The 20556-nt window shown below is 71.3% G+C and carries 22 protein-coding genes and 1 tRNA gene; 6 read left to right on the forward strand and 17 right to left on the reverse strand.

Going from position 1 to position 20556, the window contains the following annotated elements:
• Window positions 1–13 precede the first annotated feature (13 nt).
• On the forward strand, window positions 14–511 hold the full coding sequence (locus tag ACFW3L_RS18430; RefSeq protein WP_378741993.1) for a DUF2975 domain-containing protein: 498 nt from the start codon (window positions 14–16) through the stop codon (window positions 509–511).
• Window positions 511–723, forward strand: a complete 213-nt coding sequence (locus ACFW3L_RS18435; RefSeq protein WP_378741996.1) for a helix-turn-helix domain-containing protein — start codon at window positions 511–513, stop codon at window positions 721–723. Before ACFW3L_RS18430 ends, ACFW3L_RS18435 begins: the two co-directional genes overlap by 1 nt.
• Here ACFW3L_RS18435 and ACFW3L_RS18440 read toward each other — a convergent pair whose 3' ends face one another.
• From ACFW3L_RS18440 to ACFW3L_RS18450, 3 genes are all read right to left on the reverse strand, one after another.
• On the reverse strand, window positions 724–1131 hold the full coding sequence (locus tag ACFW3L_RS18440; RefSeq protein ID WP_378741999.1) for a RidA family protein: 408 nt from the start codon (window positions 1129–1131) through the stop codon (window positions 724–726).
• 162 nt (window positions 1132–1293) lie between these two features.
• Complete coding sequence (locus ACFW3L_RS18445; RefSeq protein ID WP_378742001.1) at window positions 1294–1998, reverse strand: AAA family ATPase; 705 nt, start codon at window positions 1996–1998, stop codon at window positions 1294–1296.
• 500 nt (window positions 1999–2498) lie between these two features.
• Window positions 2499–2572 (reverse strand) — tRNA-Pro (locus ACFW3L_RS18450).
• Window positions 2573–2647: 75 nt separating this feature from the next.
• On the opposite strand from ACFW3L_RS18450, the gene ACFW3L_RS18455 reads away from it, so the two are divergent.
• From ACFW3L_RS18455 to ACFW3L_RS18465, 3 genes are read left to right on the forward strand one after another with little or no spacing between them, the layout of a single operon-like run.
• Complete coding sequence (locus ACFW3L_RS18455) at window positions 2648–2785, forward strand: hypothetical protein (protein ID WP_352388187.1); 138 nt, start codon at window positions 2648–2650, stop codon at window positions 2783–2785.
• A gap of 24 nt (window positions 2786–2809) precedes the next feature.
• Complete coding sequence (locus tag ACFW3L_RS18460) at window positions 2810–3751, forward strand: helix-turn-helix transcriptional regulator (RefSeq protein WP_352388189.1); 942 nt, start codon at window positions 2810–2812, stop codon at window positions 3749–3751.
• Window positions 3748–4293: a dihydrofolate reductase family protein gene (locus ACFW3L_RS18465; RefSeq protein WP_378742004.1), complete on the forward strand. Its 546-nt coding sequence runs from the start codon at window positions 3748–3750 to the stop codon at window positions 4291–4293. Before ACFW3L_RS18460 ends, ACFW3L_RS18465 begins: the two co-directional genes overlap by 4 nt.
• Before the next feature lie 33 nt (window positions 4294–4326).
• Here ACFW3L_RS18465 and ACFW3L_RS18470 read toward each other — a convergent pair whose 3' ends face one another.
• Complete coding sequence (locus ACFW3L_RS18470) at window positions 4327–4821, reverse strand: DUF523 domain-containing protein (RefSeq protein WP_378742006.1); 495 nt, start codon at window positions 4819–4821, stop codon at window positions 4327–4329.
• Window positions 4822–4919: 98 nt separating this feature from the next.
• On the opposite strand from ACFW3L_RS18470, the gene ACFW3L_RS18475 reads away from it, so the two are divergent.
• On the forward strand, window positions 4920–6365 hold the full coding sequence (locus ACFW3L_RS18475) for an MFS transporter (protein WP_378742008.1): 1446 nt from the start codon (window positions 4920–4922) through the stop codon (window positions 6363–6365).
• Window positions 6366–6453: 88 nt separating this feature from the next.
• Here the strand turns inward: ACFW3L_RS18475 and der are convergent, their stop codons facing one another.
• From der to ACFW3L_RS18540, 13 genes are all read right to left on the reverse strand, one after another.
• On the reverse strand, window positions 6454–7890 hold the full coding sequence (der, locus tag ACFW3L_RS18480; RefSeq protein ID WP_378742079.1) for a ribosome biogenesis GTPase Der: 1437 nt from the start codon (window positions 7888–7890) through the stop codon (window positions 6454–6456).
• A gap of 221 nt (window positions 7891–8111) precedes the next feature.
• The gene (gene cmk, locus ACFW3L_RS18485; RefSeq protein ID WP_378742010.1) at window positions 8112–8801 is read right to left on the reverse strand and encodes a (d)CMP kinase; all 690 of its coding nucleotides are present in this window, start codon (window positions 8799–8801) and stop codon (window positions 8112–8114) included.
• 120 nt (window positions 8802–8921) lie between these two features.
• Entirely contained in the window at window positions 8922–10061 is a 1140-nt protein-coding gene (locus tag ACFW3L_RS18490; RefSeq protein ID WP_378742012.1) for a prephenate dehydrogenase, read from the reverse strand.
• A 128-nt stretch (window positions 10062–10189) separates the two neighbouring features.
• Window positions 10190–10552, reverse strand: coding sequence for a chorismate mutase (gene aroH, locus ACFW3L_RS18495; RefSeq protein WP_378742014.1), 363 nt, complete (start codon window positions 10550–10552; stop codon window positions 10190–10192).
• A gap of 116 nt (window positions 10553–10668) precedes the next feature.
• Window positions 10669–12630 carry a pseudouridine synthase gene (locus tag ACFW3L_RS18500; RefSeq protein WP_378742017.1) on the reverse strand — a complete coding sequence of 654 codons (1962 nt, stop codon included), beginning with the start codon at window positions 12628–12630 and terminating at the stop codon, window positions 10669–10671.
• A complete protein-coding gene (gene scpB / locus ACFW3L_RS18505; RefSeq protein WP_378742019.1) occupies window positions 12617–13207 on the reverse strand; it encodes an SMC-Scp complex subunit ScpB in 591 nt (196 codons plus the stop codon). Before scpB ends, ACFW3L_RS18500 begins: the two co-directional genes overlap by 14 nt.
• Window positions 13207–14070, reverse strand: coding sequence for a segregation and condensation protein A (locus tag ACFW3L_RS18510; protein WP_378742021.1), 864 nt, complete (start codon window positions 14068–14070; stop codon window positions 13207–13209). The genes scpB and ACFW3L_RS18510 overlap by 1 nt, the downstream gene beginning before the upstream one ends.
• A 121-nt stretch (window positions 14071–14191) precedes the next feature.
• Entirely contained in the window at window positions 14192–14593 is a 402-nt protein-coding gene (locus ACFW3L_RS18515; RefSeq protein ID WP_378742023.1) for a hypothetical protein, read from the reverse strand.
• Window positions 14590–15549: a ParA family protein gene (locus ACFW3L_RS18520; RefSeq protein ID WP_378742025.1), complete on the reverse strand. Its 960-nt coding sequence runs from the start codon at window positions 15547–15549 to the stop codon at window positions 14590–14592. The genes ACFW3L_RS18515 and ACFW3L_RS18520 overlap by 4 nt, the downstream gene beginning before the upstream one ends.
• 289 nt (window positions 15550–15838) lie before the next feature.
• The gene (locus ACFW3L_RS18525; protein WP_378742027.1) at window positions 15839–16876 is read right to left on the reverse strand and encodes a site-specific tyrosine recombinase XerD; all 1038 of its coding nucleotides are present in this window, start codon (window positions 16874–16876) and stop codon (window positions 15839–15841) included.
• Between the two features lie 4 nt (window positions 16877–16880).
• Complete coding sequence (locus ACFW3L_RS18530) at window positions 16881–17549, reverse strand: NUDIX domain-containing protein (RefSeq protein WP_378742029.1); 669 nt, start codon at window positions 17547–17549, stop codon at window positions 16881–16883.
• A 44-nt stretch (window positions 17550–17593) separates the two neighbouring features.
• Window positions 17594–19234: a CTP synthase gene (locus tag ACFW3L_RS18535; protein WP_378742031.1), complete on the reverse strand. Its 1641-nt coding sequence runs from the start codon at window positions 19232–19234 to the stop codon at window positions 17594–17596.
• 321 nt (window positions 19235–19555) lie between these two features.
• Window positions 19556–20479 carry a hydroxymethylglutaryl-CoA lyase gene (locus ACFW3L_RS18540; RefSeq protein ID WP_378742034.1) on the reverse strand — a complete coding sequence of 308 codons (924 nt, stop codon included), beginning with the start codon at window positions 20477–20479 and terminating at the stop codon, window positions 19556–19558.
• Between the last annotated feature and the right edge of the window lie 77 nt (window positions 20480–20556).

Raw genomic sequence — 20556 nt, forward strand, 5'->3', positions numbered from 1 at the left:
TGATAATCGATATATGCACCACTCCATCACCCTCATCCTGCGCGCCGCGATCGTCGTGGCCCTCCTTGTCGGCCTCTTCGGGCAGATCGTCGTGATCCCGGGGGCCCTCGCGGGGGAGGCCGCGCACTTCCCGCCGTACGAGAGGATCGTCGTCCCGTACACGGTCCTGGGCGTCCTCGGCGTCGCCTGCGTCCAGGCGGCGCTCGTCGCCACGTGGCAGCTGCTCGGCATGCTGGGCCGCGACGCGCTCTTCGATCCCGGCGCCTTCGTGTGGGTGGACGTCATCATCGGCGCCGGCCTCGTGGCGACGCTGCTCACCGCCGGGGTCGCGGGGCACCTGGCCGTGACCGACATGCCGTTCGCCCATGGCACCATGGAGGCGGTCGCCGCGCTCGGCGCCGCCTCCGTGACAGCCGCCGTGGGTGCGGCGTTCGTCCTGCTGGTCGTCCTGATGCGCGGCCTTCTCAGCAAGGCGACCCGTCTCCAGACCGAGATGGCCGGTGTGGTCTGATGCCGATCATCGTCGACCTCGACGTCCAGCTCGCCCGGAGCGGCATGTCGGTCGGGGAGTTCGCCGAGGCCGTCGGGATCTCCCCCGCGAACGTGGCCGTCCTGAAGAACGGCCGCGCCAAGGCGGTGCGGTTCACCACCCTGGACGCGATCTGCCGCGTCCTGGACTGCCAACCCGGCGACCTGCTGCGCCGGGTCCCCGACGAGGCCTGATCACTCGCGCACGGCGGCCACGGCCTCGATCTCCACGAGCTGGTCGTCGTAGCCCAGGACGGTGACGCCCATGAGGGTGCTGGGGACGTCGTGCTCCCCGAAGGCGTCGCGAACCACCTCCCAGGCGGCGACCAGGTCGTCCTGGGAGGTGGAGGCGACGAGCACCCGGGTGTTGACCACGTCCGTGAGCTCGGCGCCCGCCTCGGCCAGGGCGGTCCGCAGGTTGGCCACGCACACGGCCGCCTGGCCCGCGTAGTCACCCACGGCGGCGGTGGAGCCGTCCTCGTCGAGCGGGCACGATCCGGCGGGGAAGACCAGGCGCACGCCCGGCGGAACGGTCGCCGCGTAGGCGTACTCGGCGGCGTCGGAGAGGGCGGCGGAACGGATGAGGGTCACTGCACTGTTCAAGAAGGGTCTCCAAGGGAAGCGTCGGGCCCAGGGAACCCTAGCGGCGCGGAGGGGCGGCGCCCAACGATTTAACGGTCATCGCCCGGGCGCGCGTCACCATCCCCGGACGCAACCGTCCCTTCCGGGGCCTCGACTCGTCACCTCGCGCTCCTGAGAGGGGCGTCACGAGGCATCGGGCATCAGGAGTTCGATCCGATCAGAGGGCGAGTCCGTCGAGGTGCGCCGTGACCCACGGGCGCCCCCACCGGGGCCGAAACGGATCCACGTCAGCTTCCGTGCCTGGCGCCGGTCGAGTACGAGCAGACTGCGCGCCCCCGGCGCGAACGCCGCCGGACCGTGCCGGGTGGCCGCGCGCAGGCGCCGCCAGCGGCGTGAGTGCATCCGGTGGCTGCGCTCGGTCACCCGCCGCCCCCGGGCGTTCTGCCCGCTCCGGGCCTCCTCCGGGGTGGCGTCGATCATCAGCACGTGCACCTCGTACCGGCGGAACCGGCAGAGCAGGGCGAGCAGCACGCGGACCGGGAGCCGGGTCCCGCACTCGTGCACCACGACCGGGCCGCCGCACAGCGCCGCCGCCACCTGGGCCAGGTGCAGTACGTGCACCACCCAGCGCCACAGCGGGTACGGGACCCGGGCGAGCAGCGGCCTCAGCTGGTACCGCGACTGCAGCGAGTCGATCACCCGCACGCCGTCCGCGGTGAGGACGGGCCGCGCTTCGTCCCCGCGCAGACCGAACAGTCGCCGCAGCAGGGTGCTCTTCCCGGCCCCGGGGACCCCGGCGACCAGGACCAGGGACCGCCGAGGATAGACCGCTCCGCGCACCATCGCGTCCTTCATCGTGGGCACGTGGCGCACCCGACCCTGGAACATCCTCGGTAGCTCCTCAAAGCCGACCGTCGCGCCGGTGAGGCACGGCTCCACGAGGGACGCGGCACCGACACGGCGACGCCACCGGGGCGTGGACGCTCCGGACGAGTACCGCGCGTTCCCGCGCGCCCCCTCATGCTCGCAACGTCCGAGGGTCGCCCGACGTGCCCGTGTCCGCCAGGCGAACCACGGCGCGGAGCACCGGAGAATCCCGGCTGAACCACATGTCAGTCATGGACCGAGCCTAAGCCCAGGAAGCCCGTCTGGACGGGCCTTCCGGTGGTCTCCCCGAGGGCCACGACCCCACCTCAGGATTCCGGCTGGCCGTCCCCGTGCCCGGGGACGACGCCACCGGCGAGAACACCGACACGGGGCCCGGTCGACCGACTCCCGACGTGGGTTCCCGAGGCCGTCCGCTCACGGAGACGGCCGGTGCCCCCGGGCTCCCCCGGACATGACGAAGCCCTGGTGAGAATCTCCTGTCTCACCAGGGCTTTCCTGTGTCGGGACGGCGGGATTTGAACCCACGACCCCTTGACCCCCAGTCAAGTGCGCTACCAAACTGCGCTACGTCCCGTCCGCTGCGCGGCGCCGTCTCCGGCGTCGCCAACGGGGAAGACTCTATCGCATCCTCCGGGGGTTTCGCACCACGATGCGCACCCCCTCGGACGGCGCTGCCCTCGCCGCGTTCTCCTACGTCACGCACCTCCTCACCGACGTCACGCTCACCGTCGGCGGTCAGGACACGAAGCGGAGCCGACACTGCGCAAGAACGGTCAAGCGGCGGTGAGGGCCCCCGGAACATACTGGTCACATGACCGAAGCCACCACCGGACGAGACCGCCTACGAGAACTGCTCGACGCGGTCCTGGACGAGGACAACACCCGGCTGAGCGAGATGGCCGGGCAGGCGCACGCCTCCCCCTTCCACTTCAGCCGCCAGCTGTCCCGGGACACCGGCGAGTCACCGGTGGCCCTGCGCCGGAGGGTCCTGTTGGAACGGGCCGCCTGGCGGATCGGTCACGGCAGCAGCGTCACCGACGCGGCCTTCGAGGCCGGGTACTCCTCCGTCGAGGGGTTCACACGGGCTTTCGCCCGGGCGTTCGGGCATCCTCCGAGCGCCACCACGGCGGGCAGCGGCCACTGGCTGCCCGCACCGAACGGCGTCCACTTCCATCCGCCGCTCCACCTGTGGGTGGAGGAGAACCCGAGGGGCCGACCCAGCATGGACGTGACCGGGCTCCAGACCCACCACGACGTGGACGACACCACCCGGCTCATCCGGTTCGCCGCGGACCTGCCCGAGGAGGAGTACCGACGGGTCCGGGACACACGGGCCGTCCTGTCCTGGGACGGCGCGGAGGGGTCGATCGCCTCGGCTCTGGACCTCCTCGTGCGCTCCAAGGAGGTGTGGCTCGCCTCCGTCGAGGGCGCGGACACACCGGAGCTCGGAGCCGACGATCCGGAGTCGTTGCTGGTCAGGCACGCGGAGGCCGGGGCGCGGTGGATCGCCGTGGTCGCCGACATCGGCCGGCGGGACGCCTGGGGTGACCGGCTGATCGACGCCCTGTGCGACCCGCCGGAGAGCTTCCTCCTCGGCGGGGTGGTGGCGCACGTGCTCACCTACTCCGCGTACCGCCGGTTGAACGTCCGGCACATGCTGCGCGAGGCGGGGGTGGAGGTCGACCAGGGAGACCCCCTGGAGTGGTTGCCGCGACGCTACGAAGCACCAAGGAAACGGGGAGACACAGTATGAGGACCGTGTACGAGACCGCCACGAGTCTGGACGGGTTCATCGCGGACCGGGACAACTCACTCGACTGGTTGTTCGCGGTGGAGGGCGCGAAGGAGGGAGAGGCGATCGACGAGACCGCCGAGTTCATCAGGAACGCCGGGGCGATCCTCATGGGGGCGACCACCTACGAGTGGATCCACGAACACGAGGGGGACCAGCCCTGGCCGTACGAGGCGCCCACCTGGGTGCTCACCCATCGGGAGCTTCCCCGGATCGAGGGGGACCTCCGGTTCACCAGCGCAGACACGGACCAGGAGCTGCGGGACCTGCACGCCGGGATGGTACGGGCCGCGAACGGTCGTGACGTGTGGGTGGTCGGCGGCGGCCGTGTCGCCGCCGACCTGGCCCGGCTGGGCCTGTTGGACGAGGTGTCGGTGTCCGTGGCGCCGGTGAGCCTGGGCGGGGGCGCCCCCCTGCTGGACGGACGGGTGCGGCTGCGGCCGCTGGAGGCCAAGCTGGTGGGGGCCTTCGCCTGTCTGCGCTACGCCGTGGTCAAGGACTGAACCGAGAGGGCCACGGGGGCGCCCCCGTGGCCCTCAGGCCTCCAGGTCGCGCAGGCGCTCGGCCGCCAGCGCGACCTCGCCCTCGTTGAACACCGCCACACCGTTCTCCCGGAGCAGGTGCGCGGTCACGCCCTCACCGGCCACCCTGCGCCCCTCGAAGGCGCCGTCGTACACCTCGCGCGTCCCACACGAGGGGCTGGACTCCTTGAGGAGCGCCACCGCCACGCCGTGCGCCCGCGCGGTGGCCAGCGCCGCCCGCGCACCGGAGACGAAGTGCTCGGTCACGTCCGTCCCCTCGGGGGTGCGGATGCGAGCCCGACCGGCGAGCACGTCGGCGGCGTCCGCGCCGGGCTCGATCTCGGCAGGCGGCCGGGGAACCGGGAGCCCCCCGGCGATCTCCGGGCAGTGCACGACGAGGCGGCCCTCTTCCCGCCAGCGGGTGACCGTGTCGTCCCCCACCGGTTTGGCCCTGCCGTCGTAACGGACCCTGCGCCCCATGAGACAGGCACTGACCAGCACTTTGCGCATGGTGCCACGCTACCGTCGGCCAACACGTACACCTCCCACGCTTTCCTCACCCCAAGTGATTATCTAGGCACGTGAGGTGATGCCACCGAGGGGGAGACGTGAGCGAACAACCGGACCGGCCGACCCTGAAGACGGAGCGAAGGACGACGCGCAAGGCCGTGGTCGCGGCCGCGATCGGCAACGCGACCGAGTGGTACGACTTCGGTGTCTACAGCTACCTCGCCGTGACGATCGGTCTGGTCTTCTACCCGTCACAGTCCGGCGGGGTCCAGCTCATCGCCACGTTCACCACCTTCGCGGCGGCCTTCCTGGTCCGTCCGCTCGGCGGCGTGTTCTTCGGCCCGCTCGGTGACCGCATCGGCCGCAAGCGCGTCCTGGCCGCCACCATGCTCCTCATGGCGGTCAGCACCTTCTCGATCGGCCTCATCCCCTCCGCCGCGACCATCGGCATCGCCGCGCCGATCCTCCTCCTGGTCGCCCGCATGCTCCAGGGCTTCTCCACCGGCGGTGAGTACGGCGGGGCCACCACGTTCATCGCGGAGTACGCCCCGGACCGACGCCGGGGGTTCCTCTCCTCGTGGCTGGAGTTCGGCACCGTCAGCGGCTACGTGGGCGGTGCCGCCATCGTCACCGTGATGACCCTGCTCCTGGGCCCCGACACCATGCAGGCCTGGGGATGGCGTATCCCGTTCCTGCTCGCGCTGCCGCTGGGCGCCATCGGTCTCTACCTGCGCGTGAAGCTGGAGGAGACCCCGGTCTACAACGAGAACACCGACGGGTTCGCCAAGGACGAGGCGGGCGAGCGCCGCAAGGGCCAGCTCAAGGAGACGATCGTGGGCCAGTGGCACGCCATCGCGCTGTGCATCGGCCTGGTCATGGTGTTCAACGTCAACAACTACATGGTGACCGCGTACATGCCCACGTACCTGGAGGCGGTGCTGGGGTACAGCTCCACCCTGGCCCTGGTGGTGACCCTGGGCGCCATGGTGTTCATGCTGGCCAGCGTGACCCTGTTCGGGTTCATGAGCGACCGGGTCGGCCGCAGACCGATCCTGATGTCCGGCTGCGTCTTCGGGCTGGTGCTGTCCCTGCCCGCCTTCTGGCTCCTGCAACAGGGCAGCACGTGGGCGGCGGCCCTGGGCGTGCTGGTCCTGGCCTTCACCCTGGTGCACTTCTCCGGCGCGGGCCCCGCGTCGCTCCCGGCGTTCTTCCCGACCAAGGTCCGTTACGGGGCCCTGGCCATCAGCTTCAACGTCTCGGTGGCGCTGTTCGGCGGCACCACACCGCTGATCTCCGAGTCGCTGGTGCAGGCCACGGGCAACCTGTACTCCCCCGCCTGGCTGGTGATGGCGGCCAGCGTCATCGGACTCGTCGTGGTCTGGCGGATGCGGGAGAGCGCCGGACGTCCGCTGCCCGGTGCCCCGGCGATCCCGGTGCCCGAGTCGGGCCGGTCCTCCGGGCGCCTGCCCTACCCGAGGCGGAGCGGTGAGTCCGGTTCGGGGATCCGGGGCAGCAACGTCCGCCGTCTGCCGACGGACACCTGAACGAACCCCGGTCCCTTAACACGACGCGGGGGCGCCCCGTCCGGGGCGCCCCCGCGTCGTGTCTCACCCGCGGTGGTCGGGCCCGCCGTCAGCGGCGGCCGCCGCCGCGCGGCTTGCGGTCCGGACGCACACTGCCCTTGGAGGCCCGGCCCGGTACCCCGTTCTTCTTCTCCCGGATACGCATGCTGATGTGCACCGGGGTCCCCTCGAAGCCGAAGTCCTCACGCAGGCGACGCTCGATGAACCGGCGGTAGTTCTCCTCAAGGAACCCGGTCGTGAACAGGATGAAGTGCGGCGGACGCGCACCGGCCTGCGTCGCGAACAGGATCTTGGGCTGCTTGCCGCCACGCACGGGCGGCGGGGTGGCCGCCACCAGCTCCTTGAGCCAGTTGTTGAGCTGCCCCGTGGAGATGCGCTGGTTCCACCCGGACAGGCTGGTCTCGATCGCCGGAACCAGACGCTCCATGTGGCGGCCGGTCATGGCGGAGATGTTCACCCGGGGGGCCCAGGAGACCCGCGCCAGCTGGCGGTCGATCTCCTTCTCCAGGTAGGTGCGGCGCTCCTCGTCGAGGATGTCCCACTTGTTGAACGCCAGGACCAGACCGCGACCGGCCTCCACGACCTGCTCCACGACCCGGATGTCCTGCTCGGCCAGCGGCTCGCTGACGTCCATCAGCACCACGGCCACCTCGGCCCGCTCCAGAGCGGTACCGGTGCGCATCGTCGCGTAGTAGTCGGCGCCCTGGAGGGCACGGAACCGGCGGCGGATACCGGCGGTGTCGATGAACTTCCAGGTCTGGCCGCCCAGCTCGATCAGCTCGTCGACGGCGTCGCGGGTGGTGCCCGCGACCGAGTCCACGACCACGCGGTCCTCACCGGCGAGCCGGTTGAGCAGGCTGGACTTGCCCACGTTCGGGCGGCCCAGCAGCGCGATACGGGACGGACCGTCCTCGTCGTCCTCGGCCTCGCCCACGGGGGTCTCGGGGAAGGCCTCCACGATGGCGTCCAGCATGTCGCCGGTACCGCGGCCGTGCAGGGCGCTGATCGGGAACGGCTGCCCCACACCCAGGTTCCACAGGTCGAGCGCGTCGGCTTCCTGCTGCCCGCCGTCGACCTTGTTGGCGGCCAGGACCACGGGCTTCTTCGTGGCGCGCAGGACCCGGGTCACGGAGGCGTCGGCATCGGTGATGCCCACGGTCGCGTCGACCACGAACAGGATCACGTCGGCGGTCTGCGCGGCGTACTCGGCCTGGCGGGCGACCATCGCGGCCAGCCCGCTGACGCTGGTCTCCCAGCCGCCCGTGTCCACCAGCGTGAAGCGGTGGTTCTGCCACTCGGCGTCGTAGGCCACCCGGTCACGGGTCACACCCGGGACGTCCTCGACGACCGCCTCACGGCGGCCGATGATCCGGTTCACCAGGCTGGACTTGCCGACGTTGGGTCGGCCCACCACGGCGACGACGGGCAGTGCCGCGTCCTCGCCCTCGGGCCCCTCGCCCACGTCGGACACGTCGAACTCACTCATGTACTCGTACTCCCGGTTCCAGGTCCCCACGCGCCCAGGATGCGTGCCGCGAGGATGTCGAAGGATTCAGCGCGATCGCCACGTGAATCACCACGGGCGCCACCGAGGGCGCCCGTGTCCTGCCACGGAGGGCAACCCCCGTGGATGTTCGTGTGTTCCCCCTGACGGGGGCGGTGTGGCCGGTCTCTCCCCGGCCTCCCGCCGTCTCCGGCGGGTCCGCGCTAGCTGTCGCGGGCCTCGTCGGCCAGCTTGACGACCAGAGCGATGACCTCGTCGAGGGTGAGGCCGGTGGTGTCGAGCTCGGTGGCGTCGGCGGTCTGCGTCAGCGGCGAGTGGGCCCGGCTGGAGTCGAGCTTGTCCCGGCGGGCCAGGTCGGCCTGGGTCGCCGCGACGTCGACGGTCCGGACCTCCTTGCTGCGCCGCTGGGCGCGCGCCTCGGCGCTGGCGGTCAGGAACAGCTTGACGGGGGCGTCGGGGGCGACGACCGTCGTGATGTCACGGCCCTCCACCACGATACCGGTGCTCTCCTCGCGGGCGGCCTCGATGACCTCGCGCTGGGTCCGCACCAGCAGCTCACGGGCCTCGGGCACGGCCGAGACGGCGCTGACGCTGGTGGTGACCTCCTTGCCGCGGATCTCGGCGGCCACGTCGCGGCCGTCCACCGTCACGGAGGGGGCGGACGGGTCGGTGCCCATCGAGATGACCGGACGCTCGACGTTCGCGGCCACCGCGGCCGCGTCATCGACGTCCACGCCGTTGTCCAGCATCCACCAGGTCAGGGCCCGGTACATGGCCCCGGTGTCGAGGTAGCGCAGCTCCCGCGCCCTGGCGACACCCCTGGCCGTGCTCGACTTGCCCGACCCGGAGGGACCGTCGATGGCGATGACGATGCCCTTGCCCTGCGCGCTCACTGCTGCTGACTCCCGAGTTCACTGTGCCTGCGTCGGCGTCTGCTGTCGCCGACGCCTCAGCCTACCTTCGCGCCGAGACGCCCGGCACCACGCGTACGGTCCGGCGTTCAGAGACCGGGTTCAGAGTCCGGGGTGCACCGACCAGCCGTCGGCCGACAGCGCGTCGGCCAACGTGTCCACGGCCTCCGGGAGCACGTACAGCTCCGCCACGCCCAGCGGCAGCCCGGGGCTGTGTTCGATCCGCACGTCCTCGATGTTCACACCGGCGGTGGCGGCGGCCGCGAACAGGCGGCCCAGGGCACCGGGTTCGTCCGGGATGACCACGGGGATCACCGTGTAGTCCGGACGGCGGAGCGTTCCGTGCTTGCCGGGGATCCGGGCCTGCCCCGAACGCCCCCGCGCCAGCAGGTCACGGACGGGCTCCAGATCCTCCCGAGACGCGACTCCGTGCCCGGTTCCGCTCCGGGACCGCAGGGCGTCGGCGGCGGCGGTGAGGTCCCGGGCCACACCGCGCAGCACCTCCGCCACCGGGCCCGCGTTGTGGGTGAGGATCTCCTCCCACATCGCCGGATCCCCTCCCGCGATCCGGGTGACGTCACGTACTCCCTGACCGGCCAGGGTCAGAGCGTCGCCGTCACCGGAGAGCAGCCGCGCGGCCACGGCGGAGGAGGCCACGTGCGGGGCGTGCGAGACCAGGGCCACCGCGCGGTCGTGCGCCCGGGCGTCCAGCACCAGCGGGTCCGCGCCGCACATGCGGGCCAGTCCGGCCACCGCCTCGACGGAACCGTGGTCGGCCTCCGGGGTGGGGCACAGCGCCCAGGAACGGCCGAGGAAGAGGTCGGCGCGGGCGGCGCCGGGACCGTGCTTCTCACGTCCCCCCATGGGGTGGCCGGGGACGAAGGTCGCCATGTCGCAGCCGAGCCGCTCGGCGCCCTCCAGCACACTCGTCTTCACGCTGGCCACGTCGGTGTACACCTGGGCCAGCTTCCGCTGCTGGGCGTCGCGCAGCACCGCCGGGACCACGGCGGGCGGGGCCGCGATCACCGCGACGTCCACCGGCGACCCGTCGGTCTCCTCCAGCGGACGCCCGGCACCGAGGTCGCAGGCCAGGCGCAGGGAGGCCGCGTCGGGGTCGCTGAGCGTGACGTCCACGTCGCGGGCGCGCAGGGCCAGGGCGATCGACGTTCCGATCAGCCCGGTTCCGACCACGGTGACCCGACGCGGCTCCGTCCGGCCCGTCCCGGCCGCTTCCTCGCCCACAGCACTCCCCCGAGTCACCCCGCCCGCGCCTGTCGCGGGCACGGTCCCAGAGTACGACCTTCTGACCTGGCCTCCCGCCCGAGACCCCGGTGTGGGGCCGGGCGGCCCGGGCGGTGACGGCGGGGTCGCTACTGGGCGATGTCCAGGCGCAGTGCCTGGGCGCCGCGCAGGTACACGTGCTGGACCTCGGCCCGTGGGAGGTCGGTCTCCACGTGGGCCATCAACCTCACCACGCGCGGCAGGGCACCAGGCACGTCGATCTCGGAGGCGCACATCAGCGGGACGTCGGTGAATCCGACACCCCGCGCCGCCAGCGCGGGGAACTCACTCGTCAGGTCCGTGGTGGCCGTGAAGAGGACGCTGATCACGTCGTCGGTGGTGAGCCCGTTGCGCCGCATCACCTCGGAGACCAGTTCGGTCGTGGCCTCCAGCACCTGCTCGCGTTCGTCCGCGTCGACCTGCACCGCACCGCGAATGGCCCGTACCGCCACGTTCGATCCCGCTTTCGTCCTCGTCGGTGATGCCGTCACCCGGGGGAAAGGGGAGACGGCGGCCGCTCCCCGGGTGGGGCGCGACCGCCGTCAACTGTATCGACAAGACCTCCGGGTCAGAGACCGGCGGCCTTGTAGAGCTCGCCGACCTCACGCGAACTGAGCGCACGCATGGTGCCCAGACGCAGGGTGTTGAGGTCGATCGGACCGACCTGGGTGCGGGCCAGGTCCGCGACCGGGTGGCCCACCGCCTCCATGAGGCGACGCACGATGTGCTTGCGCCCCTCGTGCAGGCGGATCTCCACCATGGCCTGGGTGTCGTCGTTGTCGACCACGCGGAAGGAGTCGACCTGGACCGGCCCGTCCTCCAGCTCCACACCCTTCTGGATCTCGCGCACCACGCGGTGCGGCACCGGGCCCGGCACCTTCGCGATGTAGGTCTTGACGACCTTGTAACGCGGGTGCGTGAGGCGGTTGGCCAGGTCACCGTCGTTGGTCAGCAGGATGAGACCCTCGGTCTCGGTGTCCAGCCGACCCACGTGGAAGATGCGCTCGTCGGTCTGGCCCGCGTAGTCGGCCAGGGTCGGGCGACCCTCCGGGTCCCACATGGTGCTGACCACGCCGCGCGGCTTGTTCAGAGCGAAGTACAGCTTGTCCGGGGCGGTGACCACGCGCATGCCGTCGACGCGGATCTCCGAGGCCTCGGGGTCGACACGGGCGCCGAAGCGCTTGACGATCTGACCGTCGACGCTGACCCGACCGGCCGCGATCATCTCCTCGCTGGCCCGGCGGCTGGCGACGCCGGCCGCGGCCAGTGCCTTCTGGAGCCGGATGCCGTCGGGGACGTCCGTGTAGGTGTCACGGGAGTCGCCCTCGTGGCGGTCCTCGTCACGCGGGTTGAAGTCCGCGCGCAGGGCCTGGAGACGCTCGCGCGCCGCCTTGGAGAGCTGGCTCTCGCTCTTGACGTCGCGGACGGGCTCGTGGTCGCGACGGGCCGGACGCTGGTCCGGGTCCCGGCGCGGCCGGTCGTCACGGCCCTGCGGACGGCCGCCACGACCGTCGTCACGGCGCTGGTAGCCGCCGCGCTTGTCGTCGCGGTTCTGGAGCCGACGGCCCTGGGCGTCACGGCGGGGACGCTCGTCGCGGAAGCCCCCGCGCTTGTCGTCCCGTCCGCCCTGGTAGCCACCGCGCCGGTCGTCACGGTTGCGGTCGTCGCGACGGGGACGGTCGTCCCGGTCGAAACGGCCACGGCTGTCGCCACGGTTCTGGTTCCCGCCGCGCCGGTCGTCGCGGTCGAAGCGACCACCACGACTGTCGTCACGGCCACGGCCACGGTCGTCCCGACCCTGCGGACGGCCACCACGGTTGTCGTCACGACGGTCGTAGGAGCGACCCCCACGGTCGTCCCGACCCTGGTACCCGCCACGGCTGTCGTCACGACGGTCGAAGGAACGGCCCCCGCGATCATCGCGGTTCTGGTTCCCGCCGCGCCGGTCGTCGCGGTCGAAGCGACCACCACGGCTGTCATCGCGCCCACGGCCACGGTCATCGCGACCCTGCGGACGGCCACCACGGTTGTCGTCACGACGGTCGTAGGAGCGCCCCCCACGGTCATCGCGACCCTGGTAGCCGCGCCGGTCGTCGCGGTCGAAGCGACCACCACGGCTGTCATCGCGACGGGGACGGTCGTCCCGACCCTGGTAGCCGCCACGGCTGTCGTCACGACGGTCGAAGGAACGGCCCCCGCGATCATCGCGGTTCTGGTTCCCGCCACGTCGGTCGTCGCGGTCGAAACGACCGCCACGGCTGTCGTCACGACGGTCGTAGGAGCGACCCCCACGGTCGTCCCGACCCTGGTAGCCGCCGCGCCGGTCGTCCCGGCCCTGCTGGCCGCCCCGGCCACGGTCGTCACGGCGGGGACGGTCGTCCCGGTCGTGGCGTCCGCCGCCACTGCGGTCGTTCCCGCCTCGGTCGTCGCGGGGGCCTCGGCCGCCGCGGTTGTCATAGTCGCCGCGCTCACCGCGCGGGGCGTGTCCGTCCCGCTCACCACGGGAACGTTCTCTGTTAGGTGTGCTCACCGGTGTCGTCAAGACCTTCGATGTCGTCGGGGAGGAACGGCGCCAGATCAGGCAGCTCGTCCAGGCCACGCAGGCCCAGCCGTTCCAGGAAATAGGAAGTGGTCCGATACAGCAGCGCACCGGACTCGGGATCGTGTCCGGTCTCTTCGATCAGGCCCCTCAGTACGAGGGTACGCATAACCCCGTCGCAGTTGACCCCGCGTACGGCGGAGACCCTGCCACGTGAGACCGGTTGGCGGTAGGCGACGACGGCCATCGTCTCCAGTGCGGCCTGCGTGAGCCGCACCTCCTGCCCCTCCCTGAGGAAGTGCTCGACGATGTCGGCGCACTCGGGCCGCGTGTACACACGCCACCCCTCGGCCACCGCCCGTAGGTCGAAACCACGGCCCTGTTCGGTGTATTCCCGGGAGAGCTCCTCCAGGGTTCGGGTCACCAGCTCCAACGGCACGTCCATGGCGCGGGCCAGGTCGTACTCGGAGACCGGCTGGTCGACCACCATCAGCACGGCCTCCAGGTCGCGGCGCAAACCCGGGGGTGTGGAGAGGTCCTCCGCCTCGGCGGTGTGCTCTGCGGTCATCACTGCTCCCCCGGTGTCGTCTCGGCGGTCGGTTCCGCGTCGTCGTAGTCGGACTCCAGCTCGACGTCCTCGTCGCCGCCGGTCCAGGTCACGGTCAGCTCCCCCAGCGGGACGGGCTGGTCGAAGCCCACGTTCGCGGCCCGGTAGAGCTCCAGCAGGGCCAGGAACCGGGCGACGACCTCGAAGGTGCCGTCGCACTCGGCCGTGAGCTCGGCGAACGTCAGCTGGCCGTGCTCTCGGAGTTCGGCCACCATCAGCTCACCCTGCTCCTTGACGGAGGTCTTGGTGAGGTGGATGTGGGTGACCGAGACGCTCGGCGGCTCCCTCGGCGTGAACACCAGCCCCGCCAGGGCGGCGAACTCCTCCGGACCGAGCCTGAACAGCACGTCCGGACGCATCCCCGCGAACCGCTCCTCCAGCGGCACCGCCCGCGCGTACCTGCGACCCTGCGCGGCCAGGCGCTCCCGCATGAAGGAGGCGACCTCCTTGTAGGCACGGTACTGGAGCAGCCGGGCGAACAGCAGGTCGCGCGCCTCCAGCAGCGCCAGGTCCGCCTCGTCCTCCACGTCGCCGCGCGGCAGCAGACGGGCGGCCTTGAGGTCGAGCAGGGTGGCCGCGACCAGCAGGAAGTTGCTGGCCTGGTCCAGGTCCCAGTCGTCACCGAACCGGCGGATGTGCGCGATGAACTCGTCGGTGACCTTCGACAGCGACACCTCGGTGATGTCCAGCTTGTGCTTGGAGATCAGCCCGAGGAGCAGGTCGAAGGGGCCCTCGAAGTTGTCCAGGTGCACCTGGAAGGCGTTCTCGTCGACCTCGTCGGCGCTCTCCGCCCCCGGCGGCGCGCCCTCCTGGTCAGTCACCATGACGGGTCCACGTCTTCTCACTCATGACACCAGGGTGTCACCGGCGCGGAGCTGCCGGTGACACCCTCACCTCCCGGTCCCCGGATGTGCGTCCGCTCCCCCAGCGGTCGGTCCGGGAACGTCAGTCCTCGGTCAGCCGGCGTACCAGCATGCTGCTGGGGCCGTGCTCCTCGAAGTCGGCGAGCAGCACGGCGACGGCCTCGCGTACGAGGCGGCCGCGGTCGGCCGACAACCCGTGCTCCGCGCGCAGCGAGAGCCGGGTCTGCTCCAGGGCCAGCAGTTCCGCCCCGGAGACGTAGACGGTGATCTTCTCGTCGTGGCGTTGACGCCCGCTCGGCTTCGGAGCGCGGCGTACCTTGCTCCGCCCCCTGCCGTTCGACTTGCGCGCGGGCCGGTCCGACGAGTTCTCGGTGGTGCTCTGTCGATCCTGTTCCGGTACCTGGTACTGGCGTTCGGTCTCGACCGGTTCCTCTTCGGGACCGGAGGGGCGGAAGAACAGCTCGTCCGCCCCGGGTAGCGTCACACGTCGTGACCGCTGAGAGGCCACCTCGCCAGCACCTCCTTGGCCAGCGACCGGTAGGCGTTGGCCCCGGCCGAGGACGAGTCGAACCTGGTGATGGGCTCGCCCGCCACGGTGGCGTCCGGGAAGCGCACGGTGCGGTTGATGACCGTGCCGTACACCTTGTCGCCGAAACCGTCCACGATCGTGGACAGCACCTCGCGGGCGTGCAGCGTGCGCGGGTCGTACATGGTGCCGAGGAACCCGTCGATGACGAGGTCCTCGTTCAGGCGCTCCTGCACCTTCTGAATGGTGTCCATCAGCAGCGCCACACCGCGAAGCGCGAAGAACTCGCACTCCAGCGGCACGATGACCCCGTCCGCCGCGGTCAGCGCGTTGACGGTCAGCAGACCCAGCGACGGCTGGCAGTCGATCAGGATGACGTCGTAGTCGTTGATGACGGGGCGCAGCGCGCGCCCCAGCATCTGCTCACGGGCCACCTCCCCGACCAACTGCACCTCGGCGGCCGACAGGTCGATGTTGCTCGGGATGAGGTCCAGACCGTCGATGTCCGTCTTGAGCAGGACGTCCTCGACCGTCACGTCACGCTGCATGAGCAGGTTGTAGACGGTCAGGTCCAGCTCTCGCGGGTCCAGTCGGCCCAGGCCCACCGACAGCGCGCCCTGCGGGTCGAAGTCGACCAGCAGCACCCGCCTGCCGTACTCCGCGATGGCGGCACCGAGGTTGATGGTGGTGGTGGTCTTACCGACCCCACCCTTCTGGTTACAGAGTGCTACAATCCGTGCCGGACCGTGTTCGTCGAGCGGTGCTGGCTCCGGATATGTACGCACGGGTCTCTTGGTGTGCAGATCCGCCCCCGTGTTGCGTGTCGTCCCCCACGGGTTGCTCACCGGATCGGCGAAGCCCTCCTCGCCGACGGGTGCGGTGTTCGCCGCCTCGCCGTTCTCCGACCAGTTCACAACCCTTGACCTCCCCTACGGACCGGCCACGGCCCGATGGGACTCTTGACGTCTCCCACGACTGGCCGCCGTCGGAAACTCAATATGTCGACAGCAACGTACCTCTGTGCGGCGACTCTAGAACGACGACACGGCGCACTTCAACATGATCCGACCAGGATTCCCCACCCTCTGCAACCGGGAGGAACCGCACGCTCGTACCCATTTCTCTCGTAGGAGAAGGGTACACACGACACGCCTCGGACTCGTCCCGAACGCGGTACGGGCTCCCCGCGAGCGGCGCCCGGCCTCACACCCGGCCACCCGGGTCCGCGCCGCGCCGCGCCCTCGGATGGCTGGAGGCGTACACCTCACGCAGCCGCTCCACGGTCACCAGGGTGTAGACCTGCGTGGTGGTGACCGAACTGTGCCCCAGCAGCTCCTGCACGACACGGATGTCCGCGCCTCCGTCGATCAGGTGGGTGGCGAAGGAGTGCCTGAGGGTGTGCGGCGACACCCCCTCGACCCCGGCCCGCTCCGCCACCGCCGACAGCAGCACCCATCCGCCCTGCCGGGTCAGGCGACCACCCCGCGTGTTCAGGAAGAGCGCCGGGCCGCCCCGTCCGGAAGCGGCCAGAACCGGCCGCACCAGTGTCAGGTAGCCGGCCAGGGCACGGCGCGCGTACGAACCCAGCGGCACCAGGCGTTCCTTGCCGCCCTTGCCCCGGAAGCGCACCAGACCGACCGGGCCGCTCGCGTCCACCGCCTCCGCGACGTCGTCCACGTCCAGGCCCACCGCCTCCGACACCCGCGCCCCCGTGCCGTACAGCACCTCCAACAGGGCGCGGTCGCGCTGGGCCAGGAGGTCGGACCGCGCGTCGGAGGCCGGTGCCGCCACCGGACCGGCCGCGTCCAACAACCGTTCCACCTGGTCCAGGGGAACGGCCTTGGGCAGGCGCATGGGCGGTGACGGTGGCACGACCTCGACGGCCGGGTCGGTGCCCGCCCACCCCTCACGGACCGCGAACCGGTGCAGCCCCCGCACGGCGGCGAGCGTGCGCCCGGCCGAGGAGGCGCTCAGCGGGGGGTGGGTCCCGTCCCCGTCACGCAGCGCCCCCAGGAACGCGCCGACGTGCCCCGTGGTCGCTCCGGCGAGGTCGGTGACGCCCTGGTCGCTCAGGTACTCGACGTAGCGCCACAGGTCACGCCGGTAGGCCAGCAGGGTGTTGTCGGCCAGGGCCCGCTCGGCGCTCAGGTGGTCGAGGAAGGCGGCGCGGACCCGGCCCAGGGGGCCCTCGTCCAGCTCCGCGCGCCCCGGCTCCCTCTCCGCCGCGTCCGTTCCCACCACCGGCTCAGTCGTCCGAGGCCACGGGCAGGGACACGAAGCCGTCCTGGGAGGCGGCGTGGGCGGCGAGGATCCCGATGACCGTCGCCCCGTTGTGCAGCCGTCCCTCCATGACCGCGCGCACCGCCTCCGGCAGCGGCAGCCACTCGGAGGCCAGGTCGGTCTCCTCGTGTTCGCGCACGAAGTCGATCTCCTCCTCGGGCACCTCGGTGAGGTCACGCGCGAGGAAGACGTGGATGCGCTCGTTGGAGAAACCCGTGCTCGGGTAGAAGTCGGGGAGCCGGTGCCAGGTGGCGGCGCGCAGCGAGGCCTCCTCCACCAGCTCACGTCTGGCGGTGGCCAGCGGCCCCTCACCGTCACCGTCGATCAGACCGGCGGGCAGCTCCCAGAGCGTGTGCTGGGTGGGGTGCCGGTACTGGCGTTGCAGGAGCACGCGCCCCCGGGAGTCGAGGGCGACGATCGCGGAGGCGCCGGGGTGGTCCATGTAGTCTCGGGCGGCCACCGCCCGGCCCTGGCCGTGGGCGCCGGGCATCTCCACCCAGTCCGTGCGCATAGAGCACTTGGCGCCCCGGTACCGCTCCTCGGACCGCTCCACCGGCCACGACTCGGGGGCGTCCGCGACCTTCGCGAACGCCCCCGTCGTCTCGTCCTCGACCGGGCGGGTGTGGTTGGCCATGCGGCCCCTCTCAGGCTCGGGCCCCACCCGCCTGGTCGTCGCCGCTAGGAGACCTTGTGCTCCAGCGAGGCGGAGATCAGGCCCCGGAAGAGCGGGTTCGCGTTGGTCGGGCGGGAGCGCAGCTCCGGGTGCGCCTGCGTCGCGATGAAGAACGGGTGCACGTCCCGGGGCAGTTCCACGTACTCCACCAGCTTGCCATCCGGGGAGAGGCCGGAGAACACCAGACCCGCCTCCTCCAGCTGGGACCGGTAGGCGTTGTTGACCTCGAAGCGGTGGCGGTGGCGCTCGGAGACCTGCTCGGCGCCGTCGTACAGGTCGCGGGCGAGGGTGCCCTCGCCCAGGTCCGCGGGGTACAGGCCCAGCCGCATGGTGCCGCCCATGTCGCGGTCACCCGCGACGACGTCCTCCTGGTCGGCCATGGTCGCGATGACCGGGTCGATCGCCTTGTCGTCGAACTCCAGGCTGTTGGCGCCCTCGAGGCCGAGCACGTTGCGCGCGTACTCGATGACCAGGCCCTGGAGGCCCAGGCAGATGCCGAGCAGCGGCACGCCCTTCTCCCGGGCGTAGCGGATCGCGCCGAGCTTGCCCTCGATGCCGCGCACGCCGAAGCCGCCCGGGATGAGGACGCCGTCCGCGCCGTCGAGCTCGGCGGCCGCGCCGGAGGGGCTGGCGCAGTTGTCGCTGGCCACCCAGCGGATGTTGACGCGCGTGTCCGTGGCGAACCCGCCCGCGCGCAGGGCCTCGCTGACCGAGAGGTAGGCGTCGGGCAGGTCGATGTACTTGCCGACCATGGCGATGGTGACCTCGTGGTCGGGCTGGTGCACACGGCGCAGCAGCTCGTCCCACTCGGTCCAGTCGACGTCACGGAAGGGCATGCCGAGACGGCGGACGACGTAGGCGTCCAGCCCCTCGCGGTGCAGGACCTTGGGGATGTCGTAGATGGAGGGCGCGTCCGGGGTGGAGACCACGCCCGCCTCGTCCACGTCGCACATGAGGCTGATCTTGGACTTCAGGCTCTGCGTGATGGGCCGGTCGGAGCGGCAGACGATGGCGTCGGGCTGGATGCCGATGCTGCGCAGGGCGGCGACCGAGTGCTGGGTGGGCTTGGTCTTCATCTCGCCGGACGGGCCGAGGAAGGGGATGAGGGAGACGTGGAGGAAGAAGCAGTTCTCCCGGCCGATCTCGTGCCGGATCTGGCGGACCGCCTCAAGGAAGGGCTGCGACTCGATGTCGCCGACGGTGCCGCCGATCTCGGTGATGACGATGTCGACGTCGGGGGCGTCCATCGCGTAGATGCGCGACTTGATCTCGTTGGTGATGTGCGGGATGACCTGCACGGTGTCACCCAGGTAGGCGCCCTGGCGCTCCTTGGCGATGACGCTGGAGTAGATCTGCCCGGTGGTGACGTTGGCCGAGGCGGAGAGCTCGACGTCGAGGAAGCGCTCGTAGTGGCCGACGTCCAGGTCGGTCTCGGCGCCGTCGTCGGTCACGAAGACCTCACCGTGCTGGAACGGGTTCATCGTTCCGGGATCCACGTTGAGGTAGGGGTCCAGCTTCTGCATGGTGACCCGAAGCCCACGCGACTTCAGGAGTCGTCCCAGGCTGGAGGCGGTCAGGCCCTTGCCAAGACTGGAGGCGACGCCGCCAGTAACGAAAAGGTGCTTGGTACTCGCGGCGAATGCCAAAGTGTTGCTCCCGTGGTTTGAGTGGCTACGGCTGGCTCGGGCGAGCTGGGCGGCCGTGCGGCGGTCCGGATCCGAGCGGCGGCGATGCCGTTCCAGCGCGTCGGACTCCACGGGGCACCAGAATAACAGGCCCCTCGTTCGTCCACACCTGGGAACGTCCACGCGACCCCCGGTGTTCCCCACCCCCACCTGCACGGTTGCCGCGAACCCCTGGTGGCGGGGGACTCCCGTGCCCGCCCACCGCCCGCCGGGTGGCGAAGGCAACACCGCCGCGCACCCCTCCGAGCGGGGCGGGACCGCGGGCGGAGGACGCGGCGGTGATCAGGCGGGGAAGCCCCCCGCGCGGCCGAGGTAGGCGGGCGGCCGCTTGCCGAGCCGCTCCCCCATCCAGTCACCCAGCGCGGCCGCTCCGGACAGGCTCACCCCGGTGCGCAGACCACTGCGGTGCAGCATGTACAGCAGGTCCTCGGTACCGATGTTGCCCGTGGCGGCGGGGGCGAACGGGCAGCCACCGAAGCCGCCCAGGCTGGAGTCCAGGACCCGGACCCCCTCCTCCACGGCGACCAGCGCGTTCGCGAAGCCGGTGTTGCGGGTGTTGTGGAAATGACAGCGCAGGGTCCGACCGCCCGCCACCTCGGCGGTACGGCGCAGCAGGTCACGCACCTGGGCGGGGACACCCACGCCGATCGTGTCGGCCAGCGCGATCTCCACGGCCCCGGTGTCCGCGATCCGGCGGACGACCTCCACCACCCGCTCGGGCGCGACCTCACCGTCGAAGGGGCACCCGAAGGCCGTGGAGACCGTGACGCTCAACGGCACCCCCGTACCCTCCAGGGCCCGGTCCATCTCCACCAGGGAGTCCAGCATCGCGTCGACGGTGCTGCCCTGGTTGCGGGTGCTGAACCCGTCCGTGGCCGGAACCGCCACGTTGACCTCGGACACCCCCGCCTCCAGCGCCCGGTCCAGGCCGCGCCGGTTGAGCGCCAGACCGATGAAGGACACCCCGGGCACCCGCGTGACCCCGGCCATGACCTCCTCGGCCCCGGCCATCTGCGGCACCCGCTTGGGATGGACGAAGCTGACCGCCTCGATCCTCCGCACCCCGGCGGCCACGGCCCGGTCGATCAGCTCCACCCGGTCCTCGACCGACAGCACGGTGGACTCGTTCTGGAGGCCGTCACGCGGCCCCACCTCCACGATCTCCACGTGCTCGGCACCCTCGGGTCCGCGGTCGTCCGCGCTCATCGGCTCCACCTCTCCACGCCACACTGCGCTTGCGCGCCCAGGCTAACCAGCCCGCGAGGTGAACTCCGTCACCGGGG

The organism is Nocardiopsis sp. NPDC058789 (genome assembly GCF_042745575.1).
Classification (GTDB): Bacteria; Actinomycetota; Actinomycetes; order Streptosporangiales; family Streptosporangiaceae; genus Nocardiopsis; species Nocardiopsis eucommiae.

Excerpts from the sequence above, each read along its gene's own strand:
- ACFW3L_RS18430 (WP_378741993.1), top strand. The coding sequence starts at position 14 with ATGCACCACTCCATCACCCTCATCCTGCGCGCCGCGATCGTCGTGGCC.
- ACFW3L_RS18435 (WP_378741996.1), top strand. The coding sequence starts at position 511 with ATGCCGATCATCGTCGACCTCGACGTCCAGCTCGCCCGGAGCGGCATG.
- ACFW3L_RS18445 (WP_378742001.1), bottom strand. The coding sequence starts at position 1,998 with ATGTTCCAGGGTCGGGTGCGCCACGTGCCCACGATGAAGGACGCGATG.
- ACFW3L_RS18455 (WP_352388187.1), top strand. The coding sequence starts at position 2,648 with ATGCGCACCCCCTCGGACGGCGCTGCCCTCGCCGCGTTCTCCTACGTC.
- ACFW3L_RS18460 (WP_352388189.1), top strand. The coding sequence starts at position 2,810 with ATGACCGAAGCCACCACCGGACGAGACCGCCTACGAGAACTGCTCGAC.
- ACFW3L_RS18465 (WP_378742004.1), top strand. The coding sequence starts at position 3,748 with ATGAGGACCGTGTACGAGACCGCCACGAGTCTGGACGGGTTCATCGCG.
- ACFW3L_RS18470 (WP_378742006.1), bottom strand. The coding sequence starts at position 4,821 with ATGCGCAAAGTGCTGGTCAGTGCCTGTCTCATGGGGCGCAGGGTCCGT.
- der (WP_378742079.1), bottom strand. The coding sequence starts at position 7,890 with ATGAGTGAGTTCGACGTGTCCGACGTGGGCGAGGGGCCCGAGGGCGAG.
- scpB (WP_378742019.1), bottom strand. The coding sequence starts at position 13,207 with ATGACCGCAGAGCACACCGCCGAGGCGGAGGACCTCTCCACACCCCCG.
- ACFW3L_RS18510 (WP_378742021.1), bottom strand. The coding sequence starts at position 14,070 with ATGGTGACTGACCAGGAGGGCGCGCCGCCGGGGGCGGAGAGCGCCGAC.
- ACFW3L_RS18530 (WP_378742029.1), bottom strand. The coding sequence starts at position 17,549 with ATGGCCAACCACACCCGCCCGGTCGAGGACGAGACGACGGGGGCGTTC.
- ACFW3L_RS18540 (WP_378742034.1), bottom strand. The coding sequence starts at position 20,479 with ATGAGCGCGGACGACCGCGGACCCGAGGGTGCCGAGCACGTGGAGATC.